At 64.4% G+C, this 17,085-nt stretch carries 5 protein-coding genes; all 5 read left to right on the top strand.

The genetic code is table 11. The features are described from left to right. Positions 1 to 593: 593 nt before the first annotated feature. Positions 594 to 5,546, top strand: a complete 4,953-nt coding sequence (locus tag H9L13_RS00585; protein WP_187538108.1) for a beta strand repeat-containing protein — start codon at positions 594 to 596, stop codon at positions 5,544 to 5,546. Beyond that, a complete protein-coding gene (locus H9L13_RS00580) occupies positions 5,441 to 12,313 on the top strand; it encodes a DUF5801 repeats-in-toxin domain-containing protein (RefSeq protein WP_425326503.1) in 6,873 nt (2,290 codons plus the stop codon). The genes H9L13_RS00585 and H9L13_RS00580 overlap by 106 nt, the downstream gene beginning before the upstream one ends. An 80-nt stretch (positions 12,314 to 12,393) precedes the next feature. Then, the gene (locus H9L13_RS00575) at positions 12,394 to 13,854 is read left to right on the top strand and encodes a TolC family protein (RefSeq protein WP_187538104.1); all 1,461 of its coding nucleotides are present in this window, start codon (positions 12,394 to 12,396) and stop codon (positions 13,852 to 13,854) included. A 25-nt stretch (positions 13,855 to 13,879) separates the two neighbouring features. Beyond that, entirely contained in the window at positions 13,880 to 16,033 is a 2,154-nt protein-coding gene (locus tag H9L13_RS00570; RefSeq protein ID WP_187539999.1) for a type I secretion system permease/ATPase, read from the top strand. Then, a complete protein-coding gene (locus H9L13_RS00565) occupies positions 16,030 to 17,073 on the top strand; it encodes a cell wall hydrolase (protein WP_235091023.1) in 1,044 nt (347 codons plus the stop codon). Before H9L13_RS00570 ends, H9L13_RS00565 begins: the two co-directional genes overlap by 4 nt. Positions 17,074 to 17,085 lie beyond the last annotated feature (12 nt).

Below are 17,085 nucleotides of genomic sequence, written 5' to 3'. Positions count from 1 at the left end.
CAGCAGCTTCGCGGGACGTGCTTCGCGATCGATGGACTCGCGAGTCGCACCGCCCGAGTCGCGTGCTGGATTGAACGAAAGCTACGCGGTTTGAAGCTTGCCAGTCTCGATTCGGGACGCGCGACGCAAAAATTTCCTGCGTGGACAAAGCGAAACGAGAGTCCCGACCCTGCCGCAATATGAAGGGTGTTACATCGCTGTTAGCAATTTGTTGATGATCTCTATTGAATTTAACGAATTGATAACAAGAGTAATGCGGAAGTAACTCAAGGTTTCTGCAGAGATATAAATCGCATGTTCCTGTTCTGCGCGAATCTGTTTGCGCCCGAACCTTAAGATTTGATCTTGCAAAATGCTGCTGATCTACTTGGTCGTTAACTTAGTTATAGTTATGTAATCCGTCTGTCATAACCTAGCGCAAGGCGTATGGGGAATCATCGTCCTTGCGTTTCTGTCCCGTTGGTGATCTTTTTCCTGTGAGTGCGTGGGGCAACGCCGCTTCCTTAACCATTGGCTTAAGGCCGATGGAAGTTGGTTCGCTTGCGCGCAGTTCATTTGGAACGGCCATGCGCCGCGATGAAACGGGGACGGTTATGGACTATCAAGACACCAGCTCGCCGACTGCGACGGACACCACCGGCACGGGCGCAAGCCCCGTTGCGCGGCCTGATGTCGATGCCCTGGCACCCGGGAGTTTCGGACCGGCCACCGGCAACACCATCTCCGGCGCAGGCACGATCACGGGCACGACTGGTGCGGACTCGGCAGGCAACGGTCCGGCCGCAGTCGTCTCCGTCCAGGGCGCGGGCGGTTCCGCCTCGACATCCGCGGGAAGCGCGCAGGTTCCCGGTCAATATGGCGTCCTCAGCATCGATGCCCAGGGCAATTTCAGCTATACCCGCAATGGCGGCACGCCGGACGGCGTCGAAGATGTGTTCGGCTACACGCTGGCCGACCGCGACGGCTCCACATCGGCAAGCACGCTGACCATCCAGATCGGCCAGACGCAGACTGCGGCGCTTGACGGCGTCGTCAACCTCCCCGCCGGGGTCGAGCTTTCGGACATTCGCGTCCAGGGCCGCGACCTGGTCGTCACGCTTCCCGATGGCTCGACGATGGTCATCCCGGGCGGCGCGGTGTTCGTGCCACAGCTGGTTATCGGCGACACGCAGGTTCCTGCGTCGAACGTGGCGGCGCTGCTCATCAATTCCGAGCCGCCGGCTCCGGCGGCCGGTTCGCTCCAGAGCTCCGGCGGCAACTTCGCCAATCCCGTCCCGCCCCTCGATCCCGGCGTTCCGCTCGGCGACCTGATTCCCCCGACCGAGCTTTTCTTCCCGCAGCCCGATTTCGAAGAGATCGGCCAGGACATCGACGAGGAGCCGGAGGCCGGCGTCACCTCCGCCGAGGTCGATGACGATGAGCAAAGCGGCGGCAATCCAGGCGGCGTTGGCGACGACCCGTTCGGATCGACGGACAGCGGCTTCCTGCCCGGATCGGACGGCGACGGGTCGCTTCAATGGGCCCTACTGACGGCCGGTGCGCCGACGGGCTTCAGCTACTCGGCCGGCCCGAATGGCTCCATTCTCGTGTTCCAGAACGGCAATCCCAATGCCGTCTTGTCGATCACCGTCAATTCGGCGACCGGTGCCTACACGGTCACCCAGCTCGGCGCGATTGCGCACGCCGCGGGCAGTGACGAAAACAATTTGACCCTTCCGATCAGCTACAGCGTCACCGACGACGATGGCGACACCGCAATCGGGACGCTGAACGTCAACGTCGACGACGATACGCCGATCGCGCGCAACGACACGGACGCGCTCGCGGCTGGGCAAAAGAGCACCGACGGCAACGTCGTTACCGCGGTCGGCACCACCAGTGCGCCCGGCAGCGCAGACTCGCCCGGTGCCGACGGCCTCGGTTCGCCGGCGACCGCCACAGACGGCGTCAATGGTATCCTGGCGGGGACGAGCGGCGCCTTCACCGCCGTGCCCACCGGTGGCGTCACGATCAACGGCCAATTCGGCAGCCTGCTGATCAATCAGAACGGCGGCTATGTTTATACGCGCTTCGAGAACAGCCGGCAGGGCGGCACCGACGTCTTCACCTATCGCATTTTCGACGGCGACGGGGATGAGACGACGGCGACCTTGACCATCACGGTTCCTGCGGATCCGATCCCGGTACCGGCCGCGGCCACGGCGATCGTCGATGACGACGGGCTGGTCGGCGGCGACCAGGACGATGGCGACGGCGACGATGTCGTTCCCAACAACGACGGCGACAACAATCAAGCGACGTTCCGCGGCACCCTGTCGGCCAACTTTTCCACCGACGTTCCGGGCAGCTTCAATCTTGCGGCGATGAACAATCAGACCGCAACGGTCGGCCAGGAAACCGTCCGGTACAGCTGGAACGCCGTAAACGGCGTCCTTACCGCGACGATCGAAGGCGGCGCGCGCAATGGCCTCGTGCTGTTCACGGTCGATATCGACGTGACTCCGGATGCAAGCAGCGACCAGTTCACGGTCACGCTGGTGCGCAATGTCCTGCACCTCGACCAGGCCGCGGATACCGAAAACAACGCGACGGCGGTGCTCACCTTCACCGCGGTCGACAGCAACAATGATGCCGTCAACAACACGCTGACCATCACCTTCGACGATGACGTGCCGCTGCCGATCGCGAACGCACCGGCGGTCACGGGCCGGGTCGATGAAGATGCGCTGGTTCCCGATGGCAACAATGATTCGGCCACGGGCGACGATCCGGGCACGACGACCGCGAGCGGTCTCGCCGGCAGCCTGACCGCCTTGTTCAATCCAGGCGCCGACCTGCCGCTGAAGATCCTCTTCACCGGCAGCACGTCGAGTCTGACCGCGCAGGGCCTGACCTCGAACGGCAAAGCGCTGCTGTACACGGTAAACGTCGCGACGGGCGTGCTGACGGCGGTCGCCGACCTCAACGGCAACGGGTCGATCGACGGCGGGGAGACCGAAGTCTTCACGCTCACCGTCAATCCCGACGGCAGCTGGACGTTCCTTCTCAAGGACCAGCTCGACCATGACCCGGTCGCCGGCAAGAACACCGAAGATAACATCCTGATCGACTTCTCCGGCGTCATCGTCGCGGAAGATTCCGATGGCGACCGTGCCGGCCTTGGCGCCAACAAGTTCGTCGTCGACGTCGACGACGACCTGCCGGTCGCCGCTCCCGAGCCGAGGCAGATCAAGGGGCTGGTGGACGAGGACAACCTCCCGACCGGCAATGACGACCTGGCGCCGGGCGACGACGATCCGGGCAATCTCGACGGCGACGGCGACGGCACGACGACCGGCGGCAACGGCACGAACCTCAACACGCTGTTCGACGGCGGGGCCGACCAGCCAATCAAGATCCTTTTGTCGACCAATGTCTCGGGCCTCGTTTCGCAAGGCCTGACCTCGAAGGGCGCGGCGCTGGCCTACAACGTCAACGTCGATACTGGCGTCCTTACTGGCTATGTCGAAAGCGGTGCGACCGCCGGGTTCCAGGCAGGACAGGACCGTGTCGTCTTCACGCTCACGGCCAATCAGAACGGTACCTGGAAATTCGACCTCGCCGACCAGCTCGACCATAATCGGGTGGACGGGGCGGATACCGAAGACAATCTGCTGATCGATTTCAGCTCCGTCATCCTGGCGGTCGATGCCGACGGCGATACTGCAAGCCTGCCTGCGAACCTGTTCGTGATCGATGTCGATGACGACATGCCCAAGTCGTTCGGCGAGATCTGCCCCGACGATGTTGAGGTAACCAACGCGGCTGGTGCCAGCGACTCGGGCAGCCTCAACCTGCCCCCCGTCGGTGCGGATGAACCCGGGGTCGCGAGCTTCGACGTCAGCAATGGCGATCCGGTGCTCGATTCCGCCGGCAAGCAGCTGAGCTCCGACGGCAACCTGTTGTTCTACTTCGTCAATGGCAACGTGCTCGAAGCGCGCGAAACCAATGCTGCCGGGGACGTGGTCTTCCGCATCACGCTCAATCCGAACGGTACCTATTTGTATGAGCAGATCGAGGACATCAGTTCGACGACGACGCTCAGCATCACCAATCTGTCGAGCGTCGGCGGCGGCAACGTCGATGCCAAGGGCATCAACGTCCCGGATTCGCCGTTCGACCTGATCCTCACCACGGCGGCCGGTGAAAGCGTCAATACGAATGCGACCGAGATTGGCATTTCCGACGGAAACAGCTTCAAGAACGGCGAAGTCCTGCGCATCGACCTGGTGCAGAACGTGTTCCAGAGCGGGTCGGGCGGAAGTGAGGTCCTGAACTTCGGCGAATATTACACCGCCAATGCCTTCCGCCAGGATGTCTCCGGCTTAGCCGGCGGGCAGCGGGCCAACTTCATCATCCGCGCGGTCGACGTCAATGAGGCGGCGGGCAGCGTTCCGGGCGACCCGGCGGACGGGGACGACGTTTTCTTCGGCGACGGCAATGACACCTTCCTGACGGGAACCACGCTCAACATCTACAATGATGCGGGCGTGCTGGTCAGTCCGGCTAGCTATGCCGGGCTCGGCATCACCGTGACCAGCGTCGTGACCGGCTGGCAGGTCACCGGCCTGCCCAACAATTACGACTATGAGATCGTTTCGGCGACGCCGTTCAACGCGGTGCAGATCGAAGCGACGACAGGCACGGGAACGTTCAAGCTCGGCTTCATCGACATCACGTCGACCATCCAGACGGATGTTGCCTTCTCGGTGCCGATCAAGTTCACCGACTTCGACAACGATTCCGTTTATTGCGACATCCACGTCGATCTCGGCGCACCGTCGAACACCCCCAATGTCACGATCCTCGTCGACGAAGCGGCGCTCAATTCGGTTGGCAGCAACCCCGGCAGCCCGAATGAGACTCAGGGCGGAAGCCTTGCGGGGCTCGTCACCGGCGGCGTCGGCCCGTACACCTTCGCCCTGGTCGGGGGCGGCACGTCGCCTTATGGCACGCTCACGCTCAATCCTGACGGCACCTACAGCTTCACGCTGACTGCGCCGTTCGACAGCCAGCCCGATGCCAATGACGGCATCAATGTCGAGCCGGGCGTCGTCGTCTTCACCTATGAAGCGACCGACTCCACCGGCGCGAAGAGCCAGGGCACGATCACCGTCAACGTTCGCGACGATGTCCCGAACACCGAGCTTTCGCAGGCCAATCCGACGATCACGCTCGACGAAAGCGACGCGAGCACGGACAGCACCGGGGGCGTCCTGCCCAACGGCGTCGCGAGCCTTCAGGTCGACTTCTCGCCTGCGTTCACGACGATCTTCGGCGCGGACGGTAACGGCGGCGATGATTATGCGCTGATCCTGAGCGCCGAAGGAATCGGTTCGGGCCTGTTCGCGCTCAATCCCCTCGATGTCGACCCCGCGGGGGTCTCGGGAAGGGCGCGGAGATCCTGCTCTATACGGACGGCACGACCATTGAGGGTCGCATCGGCACGACGGAATATTTCCGCATCTCGGTCAACGGCGATGGCAAGGTCACGTTCACGCAACTGATCAACATCTGGCACCCGGATTCGGCCAACCACGACGATGCGCAATCGCTGGTTCCGAATGGCGGGACGCTGACGCTCGTCCAGACTATCACCGACGGCGACGGCGACAAGGATTCGCAGGGGCTGAACCTCAGCGGTCGCTTCATAATCCAGGATGATGGACCGGCTGTCGGCCTGACGACTGGTTTCCAAAAGCCGGTCCTGATCGTTGACGAAAGCCCGCTGGCCGGGGTCGGCAACGACGGCGACAATTCGGATACCGAATCGTTCGCGGGCGCATTCACGCCCTCGCCGCCGGCATCGCCGGATTACGGCACGGACGGTGCGGGCAAGGTTGGATACAAGTTCTTGCTGCTGGCCCAAGGGTCGGCGACGGGCTTGTTCGCGCTCAACCCGGCGGACACCGATCCTGCCGGCGGCCTCGGCAAGGGCGCGGCCATCGTGCTCTATGAGATCGGCGGCGTGATCTACGGTTCGACCGCGGCGGATGTCGCGGGAGTCCTTCCGGGGAACACCTACTTCACCATTTCGGTGGATGGCGCGGGCGATGTGACGCTGACCCGAAGCGCGACGCTCAACATGTGGCACGACGATGCGGGCAGCAGCGCTGCGGCGCATGACGATCCCGAGTTCCTGCTTGCCGCCACCGGTACGCTGAAGCTCGAAAAGACGGTCACGGATGCCGACGGCGACACCGCCAAGGCGGAGATCGACCTGTCGCAGAACGTCTTCCGCTTTGAGGACGATGGTCCGACGGCCGACCCCGACACGGGCACGGTTGTCGAGGGCCAGACTCTGGTCGTCCCGGCAAATGGCGTTCGCGCCGACGACGATTTCGGGACGGATGGTCCCGGCACGATCATCGGCGTCGCCAAGGGCACCAACGTCAATACGGTGGTGACGGGCAATGTCGGCGTGCAGATCAACGGTGACTTCGGCAAGCTGACGCTGAATGCGGACGGCAGCTATACCTATGTCAGCACGGATGGGCTGGTGCCGGCGGCGGGCGCCACGGATACGTTCGTCTACACCATCCGCGACGCGGATGGGGATACGTCGACGACGACGCTGACCATCAACCTGACCAACAACAATCGCACGCCGATCGCGACGCAGCCCGACGAAGTCTGGCTCGACGACGATACGCTCGGCGGCAACGCCGACGGGCCTGGCGACCGCACGCCCGACACCCAGAATACCACGGGCACGCTCAGCGGCACGGGGGGCGATGGCGATCTCGACGTCTTCCTGTCGGCGACCCAGACGTTGCCGTCCGGCTTCACCTACGCCTTCGATCCGGCCGCCCCGGTCGGACAACAGTGGCTGATCATTTCGCAGGGCGGGACCGCGGTCATCAAGGTGACGCTGGTGAACGAAAGCGGCGACTATACGGTCACGCAGCTTGCGGCGATCGATCATGCGGAAGATGGCGACACCGAGGGCGAAATCCTTCTCGGCAACCTGGTCTCCCAGATCAATGTCAGCTTCTACGTGCAGGATTCGGACGTCCCGGCCGATCAGTCGGCGCCGAAGAACCTGGTCATCACGGTGGATGACGACACGCCGGAGAATAATGGCACGACGCTTTCCGCCACCGTGCATGAAGATGCGCTCAACACTGCGGGCGCGGTCGGGAATGCGGGCGGGGAAGGTGCGAAGACCGCCACCGTCTCCTTGACTGTTGCGCAGCTCAAGGGCCTCGTCGACGCGGGTGCCGACACGCCGATCACCATCGGCCTGAATGCCGGCATAGAGGGCACCAACACCGGTCTGACCCAGCTCGGCATTCCGATCCTGTGGGACTACGTCAGCGAGACGCAGGTCCGCGGCCTGGTCAATGGCGATGCCACCAAGGTGGTGTTTACGCTGACCTTCGATGCGGTCGGCCAAAAGTATGATTTCGTCCTGTTGGACAATATCGACAACAATCCGCTGACAGGCGCTGGCGATGCGGACACGGACACGCTGCAGCTGACGAGCGTCTTCACCGCGACCGATGCGGACGGCGACACCATCGTCATCGACGGCGGCGCCACCATCAACATCGAGAATGACGTGCCGATCAACAATGGCGCGAGCTATGCGGTGGGCACCGTCTATGAGGACGGCCTGAACACTGCGGGCGCGGTTGGCAATGCGACGGGCGAAGGCGCCAAGCCGACGACCATCCAGATCCTGGGCGCGAGCCTGGCGACGCTGGTTGCGCCGGGTGCGGACGCGCCGGTGACGATCGCGCTGAACCTGCTTCCGGCGGGTCAGACGGGATCGATCGAAGGCACCAACACGGGCCTGACGCAGAACGGCACCAACATCGTGTGGGACGTGGTCGGCGCGGAACTCCGCGGCGTGCTTGCGACCGATGCGACCAAGGTGGTGTTCACGATCACCGACAATGCGGGCGACGCGAACTTCACGTTCACGCTTCTCGACAACATCGACAACAACCCGCTGACGGGTGCGGGCGACGCGGACACCGACAGCCTCAGCCTGGCGGGGGCGTTCGTTGCCACCGACACCGACGGCGACAAGGTCATCATCGATGCCGGCGCGACGCTGCTGATCGAGAATGACGTGCCGATCAACAATGGCGCGAGCTATGCGGTGGGCACCGTCTATGAGGACGGCCTGAACACTGCGGGCGCGGTTGGCAATGCGACGGGCGAAGGCGCCAAGCCGACGACCATCCAGATCCTGGGCGCGAGCCTGGCGACGCTGGTTGCGCCGGGTGCGGACGCGCCGGTGACGATCGCGCTGAACCTGCTTCCGGCGGGTCAGACGGGATCGATCGAAGGCACCAACACGGGCCTGACGCAGAACGGCACCAACATCGTGTGGGACGTGGTCGGCGCGGAACTCCGCGGCGTGCTTGCGACCGATGCGACCAAGGTGGTGTTCACGATCGCCGACAATGCGGGCGACGCGAACTTCACGTTCACGCTTCTCGACAACATCGACAACAACCCGCTGACGGGCGCGGGCGACGCGGACACCGACAGCCTCAGCCTGGCGGGGGCGTTCGTTGCCACCGACACCGACGGCGACAAGGTCATCATCGATGCCGGCGCGACGCTGCTGATCGAGAATGACGTGCCGATCAACAATGGCGCGAGCTATGCGGTGGGCACCGTCTATGAGGACGGCCTGAACACTGCGGGCGCGGTTGGCAATGAGACGGGCGAAGGCGCCAAGCCGACGACCATCCAGATCCTGGGCGCGAGCCTGGCGACGCTGGTTGCGCCGGGTGCGGACGCGCCGGTGACGATCGCGCTGAACCTGCTTCCGGCGGGTCAGACGGGATCGATCGAAGGCACCAACACGGGCCTGACGCAGAACGGCACCAACATCGTGTGGGACGTGGTCGGCGCGGAACTCCGCGGCGTGCTTGCGACCGATGCGACCAAGGTGGTGTTCACGATCACCGACAATGCGGGCGACGCGAACTTCACGTTCACGCTTCTCGACAACATCGACAACAACCCGCTGACGGGTGCGGGCGACGCGGACACCGACAGCCTCAGCCTGGCGGGGGCGTTCGTTGCCACCGACACCGACGGCGACAAGGTCATCATCGATGCCGGCGCGACGCTGCTGATCGAGAATGACGTGCCGATCAACAATGGCGCGAGCTATGCGGTGGGCACCGTCTATGAGGACGGCCTGAACACTGCGGGCGCGGTTGGCAATGCGACGGGCGAAGGCGCCAAGCCGACGACCATCCAGATCCTGGGCGCGAGCCTGGCGACGCTGGTTGCGCCGGGTGCGGACGCGCCGGTGACGATCGCGCTGAACCTGCTTCCGGCGGGTCAGACGGGATCGATCGAAGGCACCAACACGGGCCTGACGCAGAACGGCACCAACATCGTGTGGGACGTGGTCGGCGCGGAACTCCGCGGCGTGCTTGCGACCGATGCGACCAAGGTGGTGTTCACGATCACCGACAATGCGGGCGACGCGAACTTCACGTTCACGCTTCTCGACAACATCGACAACAACCCGCTGACGGGTGCGGGCGACGCGGACACCGACAGCCTCAGCCTGGCGGGGGCGTTCGTTGCCACCGACACCGACGGCGACAAGGTCATCATCGATGCCGGCGCGACGCTGCTGATCGAAAATGACGTGCCGATCGCGGCCATTGCCGAGACGGGTCAGAATGTCAGCATCGATGAATCCGCCGGCAATCAGCTGGACTCGAACGACGTTTCCGGCCCGCGGGCGGAATTCAACGGGGTCACGAACCAGGGCAATGATCTGGACGTGGCCGGCACCGGCGCATTCCAGTTCGCATTCAACAACACTGCCATCGTCAGCGCTTCGGGCGTTCTTGCGGGCGCCGATGCGCCGGTTTCGACCGTGTTCAGCCTGACCACGTCCAATCCGACCGGTGGCGCCGACTCCGGTCTCGATACCACGGAAGGCGTCAACATCTGGCTGTTCGTTGAGAACGGGCTGGTTGTCGGCCGTGTGGGCGCGACCGCGCTGACCGCGGCAGGCGGGCCGGCGGCCTTTGCGATCGCGATCGACCAGGCCGGCAAGATCAGCATGGCCCAGTATCTGTCGATCCAGCACAACCTTGACGGGCTGAACCCGGACGACGCGGTGTCGATCCTGGACGGCGCGCTCAAAGCCGTGGTCGAAGTGACCGACAGCGACGGCGACAAGCACAGCGCGCCGACGGACATCGGCAATCGCATCATCTTCCAGGACTCCGGTCCGGTGCTGACTGCTGCGTCGAACATCAACATCGCGAACAACGGCGACTTCGCCCACACGGGGACGTTCGCTTATGATCTTGGTGCGGATGGCGTGAAGGCGACGAACGACGTGTTCAAGGGCGTCGTGTTCAACGCGAAGGTCAACACCACGACGGTCGCGACCAACGTTCCCCTGACGCAGGTGAGCGAAGATGCCGACAAGGCGATCTTCAGCTTCAGCTTCACCTACGCCACGAGCGCAACGACCAACACGACCAACACCGGGACCATCACGTTCTGGAAGACCAGCGCGGGCGGCCAGACACCCGGAACCTACACGGTGGATCTTGCCAGCGCGATTTCGGGCTTCACCATCGTCGAGACGAGTACGCTTGCCACCGCGGCCTTCGTCGAAGCGAGCCCGGCGGTGACCAACATCCAGTTGGCGACCAACCTTTCGGCGCAGTTCACCTCGGTGAAGGAGCCGGCAAGCGGCGACGGCGCGAACAACCTGCGGACGATCGACTATGATCCGGACCCGTCCACGGGCGTCGCACCGACTCCCGAGCTTCCGGCGCCGGGCCAGTGGGTCGAAGGCGAGCTGTTCAATCAATCGGCCAGCACCGTCCAGGCATCGAGCTCGGCGATCGGCGTCGGCGGCAATACCGTCGGCGGCGGCGAAGTGCTGGAGTTCAACCTCTATTCCAGCAGCCAGGGTACCACGGCATTCAACCTGCCGACCGCAAGTTCGCCTTCGATGTTCATTACGCTCGACGGCGTCGGGACAGCCGAGGACTTCATTGTCGTTCTGAAGCTGTGGCAGGATGACGGCGACGGAGTTATCGAAGCGAGCGATACCTTCACCACCCGCGCTCTGGTCGTTCAGAACAGCGATATCATCAAGAGTGCGGCGGCACTGACGGGAACCGCCTATCAGGGCATCAACCTCGACAACAACGACGGCGTCGTGATCTTCGAGGCCAACGACTTCAACAAGGCCGGTGAGAATTTCCGGATCGTCGGTGCGCAGATCATCAATTCCGACGAGGATGTCGATGGTCTCGGAATTGATTTCCAGGGTGGGGTGAATGTCGCCAGCAACGTGGCGAACACCGCGACCTACCAAGATTTCCAGACGGACGCCGAGAGTCAGCCCTTCAAGGTGAAATCGGTCGGCTTCCTGATCGAGAATACGACCAACCAGACGGCGGAGCTGAAGTTCGACGTCACCATCCAGGATGGCGACAACGACAGCGTCACGCAGCAGCTGACGGCAACGGTGGGTGGGACTTCCGACACGTCGACGCCGATCACGCTGGGCGCGCCGGTGACCACGGTCCAGTCGGCTCCCGGCGAATCGTTCAGCACCATGAACCAGCCGTCGAACGACAATCAGCAGATGGAGCGCAACTCGCAAACCGCGTTCAACACGGTGATGATGAGCACGCTTGCTGCAGCCGGCCTGGAGAAGTCGATCGCCGCCGCGGAGGTCGTGGGATCCTACGACGAACCGAGCGTCGAGGCGCTGACGGTCGCCACCATCGCCGGCAGCGCGCCGAACGATGCCGACGTTTCGATGTCGGTCAGCGGGTCCAGCGAAACCTCTTCGATCGGTCAGGATGACGCGGTCGAAAGCAGCGGCGCTCGGGCGACCGGCCAGGCCAACGACAACAGCCTGACCGACGACTCGGCTGCGGCTGGAAGCGAGGCGTCCGAGCTCGACGCGGGCACCGAGTTGCCGGCCGCCGAGAATGCGCCTTCGCCCATCGTGGCACAGGACATCGCGCTTCCGGCCGAAATGCTGGAGCTTGATGGAGGCGGGGTGCAGCACAACGCCATTGTCGGCAAGGTGCTGGTCGACGCGCTCGACGGGGGCGGCAGCAGTCCGAACCTCGACGCGCTGATCAACGCCATTTCTGGCGGCACGCCGAGCCTCGAACCGGTGGCAACCCTCGACCCCGCACATGTTCCAGGTGGGGACACAGGGCATTTCGCCGGCTTCACGATGGCGCACGACATGCCCATCATGGAGCAAATGATGACGCATCAGGACGCTGCTCCGGCCGTCGCCTGAGCCGTCCCAGTTCAACGCAAGAGTGCGGGGTCTCCACGTGTGGACAGTGGAGGCCCCGTAATGACCAGAAGGGGGTAAACATGAAAAGGAAGCACTGGACGATCATCGTTCCCGGGGCGGTGCTGCTTTGCGCAACACCGACGTTCGGCGTTGAACTTCGCGATGCAGTTCAATCGGCGCTCACATCGAATCCGGAAATTCGTCAGGCGGTCGCGAACCGCCTCGCCACGCAGGAAGAGCGTGTGCAGGCGCAAGGCCTATATTATCCTCGCGTGTCGGTCGAAGGGTCGGCGGGGATCCGCAGCCTGCGCAATCCGACGCGCCGCCGGATCGGGATCGCGGGCGAGACGCTCTATCCTATCGAAGGCGATCTGATCGTCGACCAGCTGGTGTTCGACAGCGGCGGCCGCGAAGCGGAAATCCGCCGCCAGGCCGCACGCACCGACGCCGCCGCCGCGCGAGTCGAGGAGCGTTCGGAATTCGTCGCGCTCAACGTCGCACGGACCTACATCGACTATCTGCTGCAACAGCGGCTGGTCGCCATTTCTCAGGACAACGTCACGTTCCACGAACGGCTCGCCGGCGATCTTCGCGAGGGCGTTTCGAAAGGCTCGATCAGCATTGCCGACCAGCAGCAGGCGGAGGAGCGCCTCCAGGCCGCTCGCGCCCGCGTGACCGAGGCCCGCGAGGACCTCGACACCGCGTCGATCGCCTTTCAGACGTTGACGGGAATGCCGGTCGACACGGTGTCGATGCCGCCCGATCTGTCGCAATGCATGCCCGGCACGCTGGCCGAGGCGGAGGCGCTGGCGCGCACGCAGAACCCGCGCGTGCAGGAAGCGATCGCCGACCTGGCAACGGCCCGCGAAGAGATTCGCGCCGCCCGCGCCGACCTTGGCCCGCGCTTCAACATCGAAGGCCGGGCGCGTGCCGGTCACGATATCGACGGCTTCGAAGGGCGCACGACCGACCTTCAGGCCCGCGGCGTGCTGCGCTGGGACCTGTTCAACGGCGGCATCAAGGAAGCCAATGTCCGTGAACAGCAGAACCGAGCCGACGAGGTGCATGGACGTCTGTTCCAGCGCACCCGCCAGGCCGAAGAGGATGTGCGTTCGGCATGGAGCCGGCTGCAGAACCAGACGGCGCTGACCACGGAGCTCGAGACCCAAGGCCGCATTTCCGACGACCTTCTCCTGTCCTATCGCGAGCAGTTCAATATCGGACGCCGCTCGCTGCTCGACGTGCTCGACGCGCAGAACACGCGCTTCAACGTCCAGGCGCAGACGGAAACGTCGCGACTGTCGAAGCTGTACGCGCAATATCGCGTGCTTGCCTCGGCCAACCGGCTGATCGAATGCCTGAACGTGCAGATGCCCGCCGCCGCTTACGGCAGCGAGCGTCAGCGTTTCCGGGTCAATCCGATCCCGCCGTCTGACCTGCAGGAAAACAGCATGCCGCTGCCGGCCCTTGCGCCGCCGCCGCCGTCTGCTGCTGCGCCGGCGACCGGCGATGGCGCGGCCGCGCCGGGCTCGGGCCGCTAAGTGAAAAGGACGGGCAGTGAGCTTCATGCGCTGGCTTGATACGGAGCAGTCGAGTGAGATCGACCCCGTCCTTGAATGCCTAACGTACCTCGCGCGGCAGGCGGACCGGCCGTCATCGCCGGTCCTCCTGCGCGCAGGCCTGGCCGTCACCGCCGACGGCAAATTGCCGTTCCATCAGGTCGAGCCGGCGCTCGAGCAGGTCGGGATGCGCGCCGAGCCCGTCAGCCGTAACCTCAGGCGCTGGCCGGCAAGCAAGACCCCGGCCGTCCTCGAGCTCGACGATGACCGCGCCGCCGTCCTCCTCGAGGTCCGGGACCGCGACGGCCTGATCTACGCGCCCGGCGTCGATGAGCCGATGTGGATCAAGCTCGCCGAGCTTGCACCGGCGTTCACCGGCCGGGCGGTCGTGGTCGAAACCGATCCGACCAAGGAACGCCAGGGCGAGCGACCGTGGGACGTGGCCAAGCGCAAGCATTGGTTCTGGTCCGAAATCTACAAGGTGCGCCGCGAATTCTGGCCCGTCCTGCTGGCCGCGCTGATCATCAACCTGCTGTCGTTTGCAGTGCCGCTGTTCACCATGCACGTCTATGACCGGGTCATCCCGAATGAAGCGGTGGCAACCTTGTGGGTGTTGGCGCTGGGCGTGCTCATCGCGCTAGCGTTCGATTTTGTTCTGCGCATCGCGCGGGCGCGGCTGATCGACGAAGTGGGCCGCAAGCTCGACGCCAAGCTGTCGCAGAAATTGTTCGAAAAAGTGATGAACCTGCCGCTGGCCGACCGTCAGGGCAGCACCGGCGCGTTCGCGCGCCGCGTGTCCGACTATGAACTGGTGCGCGACTTCTTCGCCTCGACCACGGTCGTGCTCGTCGTCGACGTCGTGTTCCTGGTGCTCTTCCTCGTCCTCATCACCGTTCTGGCCGGCTGGCTGGTAATGGTGCCGATCGTCGCCATCGCGATCATGCTGATCGCGGGCATGAGCCTGCAGCGGTCGATGGGCCGCGCGGCCATCGACGCACAGGCGGATTCGAGCTTGCAGCATTCGGTACTGGTCGAATCGATTGGCGGATCGGAAACGCTCAAGGCTGCGCGGGCGGAAGGGCAGATGCTCGGCCGCTGGCGGCGCTATTCGGCGATGTCCGCGGCGACTCAGGAACGCATGCGCCGGCTGACCGCGGTGGCCGTCAATCTCGCCAGCAGCGCGCAGCAGATCATCAGCGTGGGCTTGCTGATCGGCGGCTTCTATCAGTTCCAGCAAGGCAATATGACGATGGGCGCGATTATCGCGATCATCATGCTCGCTGGGCGTTCGCTGCAGCCGGTGGGTCAGCTCGCCTTCCTCATCACGCGTGGCCGTCAGGCGTTCGCGACCCTCGATTCGCTGCAACGCATGATGGATATGCAGGACGAGCGTCAGGTCGCGCAGCGCAGCATCGTTCCGGAAATCCGCGCCGGCCACATCGAGCTAGCCGATGTATCGTTCAGCTATCCCAATGCTTCGCGGCCGTCGCTGGCTGGGATCAACCTCAAGATCAATCCGGGTGAGCGGGTCGGCGTGATCGGTCGGGTCGCCTCAGGCAAATCGACCCTGGGCCGGGTCCTGTGCGGACTTTATGCCCCGTCCGAAGGGGTCCTGACCGTCGATGGCCTCGACAGCCGGCAATATCATCCGCACCAACTGCGCGATTCCTTCCGTTTCGTGGCGCAGGACGCCGAAGTGTTCAGCGGCACGGTGCGCGACAATTTGACGCTGGGCGCCGCCCAGGCCGACGACCAGCAGCTGATCGATGCCGTCATGCGCTCGGGCGCCGACATCTTCCTGTCGCGCGACGCGGCGGGGTTCGACCTGCCAGTCGGGGAGCGTGGATCGCGCCTGTCGGGCGGGCAGCGTTCGCTGCTGGTGCTGGCGCGCGCACTGGTCAGTCCGTCCAAGCTGCTGTACCTGGACGAACCGACCGGTTCGATGGACACGCAGACCGAGCTTTATTTCATCGAGCATCTGAAGACTGCACTTAGCCCCGACCAGTCGCTGGTCGTGGCCACGCATCGGCACAATATGCTGTCGATCCTCGACCGCCTGATCGTCATCGATGGCGGAAGAATCATTGCCGACGGGCCGCGCGACGAGGTGCTCAAGCATCTCACCGCCGCAGCCGGTTCGGCCAAGGAGAATCGCCAGTGACCGCGCTCGCCATGGCCGGCAATCGGCTGAAATTGCTCTCGCTGGGGACCAAGGCGGCGATCGCGGCAATGGTTGTGTGCGCGGCGGTGGCGGGATTCCTGCTGTCGCCGACGCGGCAGCCCGCCAATGCGGCGACGTACAGCGTGCCGCTCACCCCGGCGCGGGCAGCGTCGCTGGTCCAGGCGACCACCGGCGAGGCAGCCAACGACATGCAGGCGATCGGCGATCGCGCAAAGGTGATCAACGCCGCGCTACCGTTCGCATCGGGCCCACTGCTGTCGGCGCGTCCGTTCGCCGCAGCCGGGAGCGACGTCGACCAGCGCCGCGCGTTGTTGTGCCTGACTCAGGCGGTTTATTACGAGGCGGGCTTCGAGCCGATGGACGGCCGCCGCGCGGTGGCGCAGGTCATCCTCAACCGCATGCGTCACCCGGCCTTTCCCAAGTCGATCTGCGGCGTCGTGTACCAAAATAACGGCCGCATTTGTCAGTTCACCTTCGTCTGCGACGGCGCGCTGACGCGCCGGCCGGCGGGTGCGGCGTGGCAGCAGGCGGAAACGATCGCGCGTGCCGCGCTGGCCGGCTACGTCGAAAAATCGGTCGGATCGGCAACGCACTATCACGCCAATTACGTCGCGCCGCGTTGGGCGCCGCTGCTCGCCAAGGTATCGCAGCTTGGACAGCATATCTTCTATCGCTGGCCCGGATCGTGGGGGCAGCCCGCCGCCTTCACCGGCCGCTACGTTGGCGAGCCGCGCGATCCGCTCAGCTTGCGCCCGGTTGCACCTGCGGTGTTCGGGCCGATCACGGCCGACGCCGTCACCGCCGCGCCGGTGGTTGCCGGACCGCCGGTGCCGCGCGCCGAAAACGACGTCGGCGGCTTGCTCGACACGACCAAGGGGTGGACCTTGTCGATCCCCGATCCGCGCGAAACGAGTGGCGCGGCGTCCAAGCTGATCGCCGCACAGGAACGCAAGGCAGCGAAGCCGGTGGAGACCGCGGCGGCCGGAACGGTCGCTGGCGCGATCTCCGGCACTCGCTAAAAAGATTTCCGG

This window comes from Sphingomonas lutea (genome assembly GCF_014396785.1).
Taxonomy (GTDB): domain Bacteria; phylum Pseudomonadota; class Alphaproteobacteria; order Sphingomonadales; family Sphingomonadaceae; genus Sphingomicrobium; species Sphingomicrobium luteum.
The sequence above is the reverse complement of the archived record's forward strand: the minus strand, read 5'-3'. Positions and strand labels throughout refer to the sequence as shown.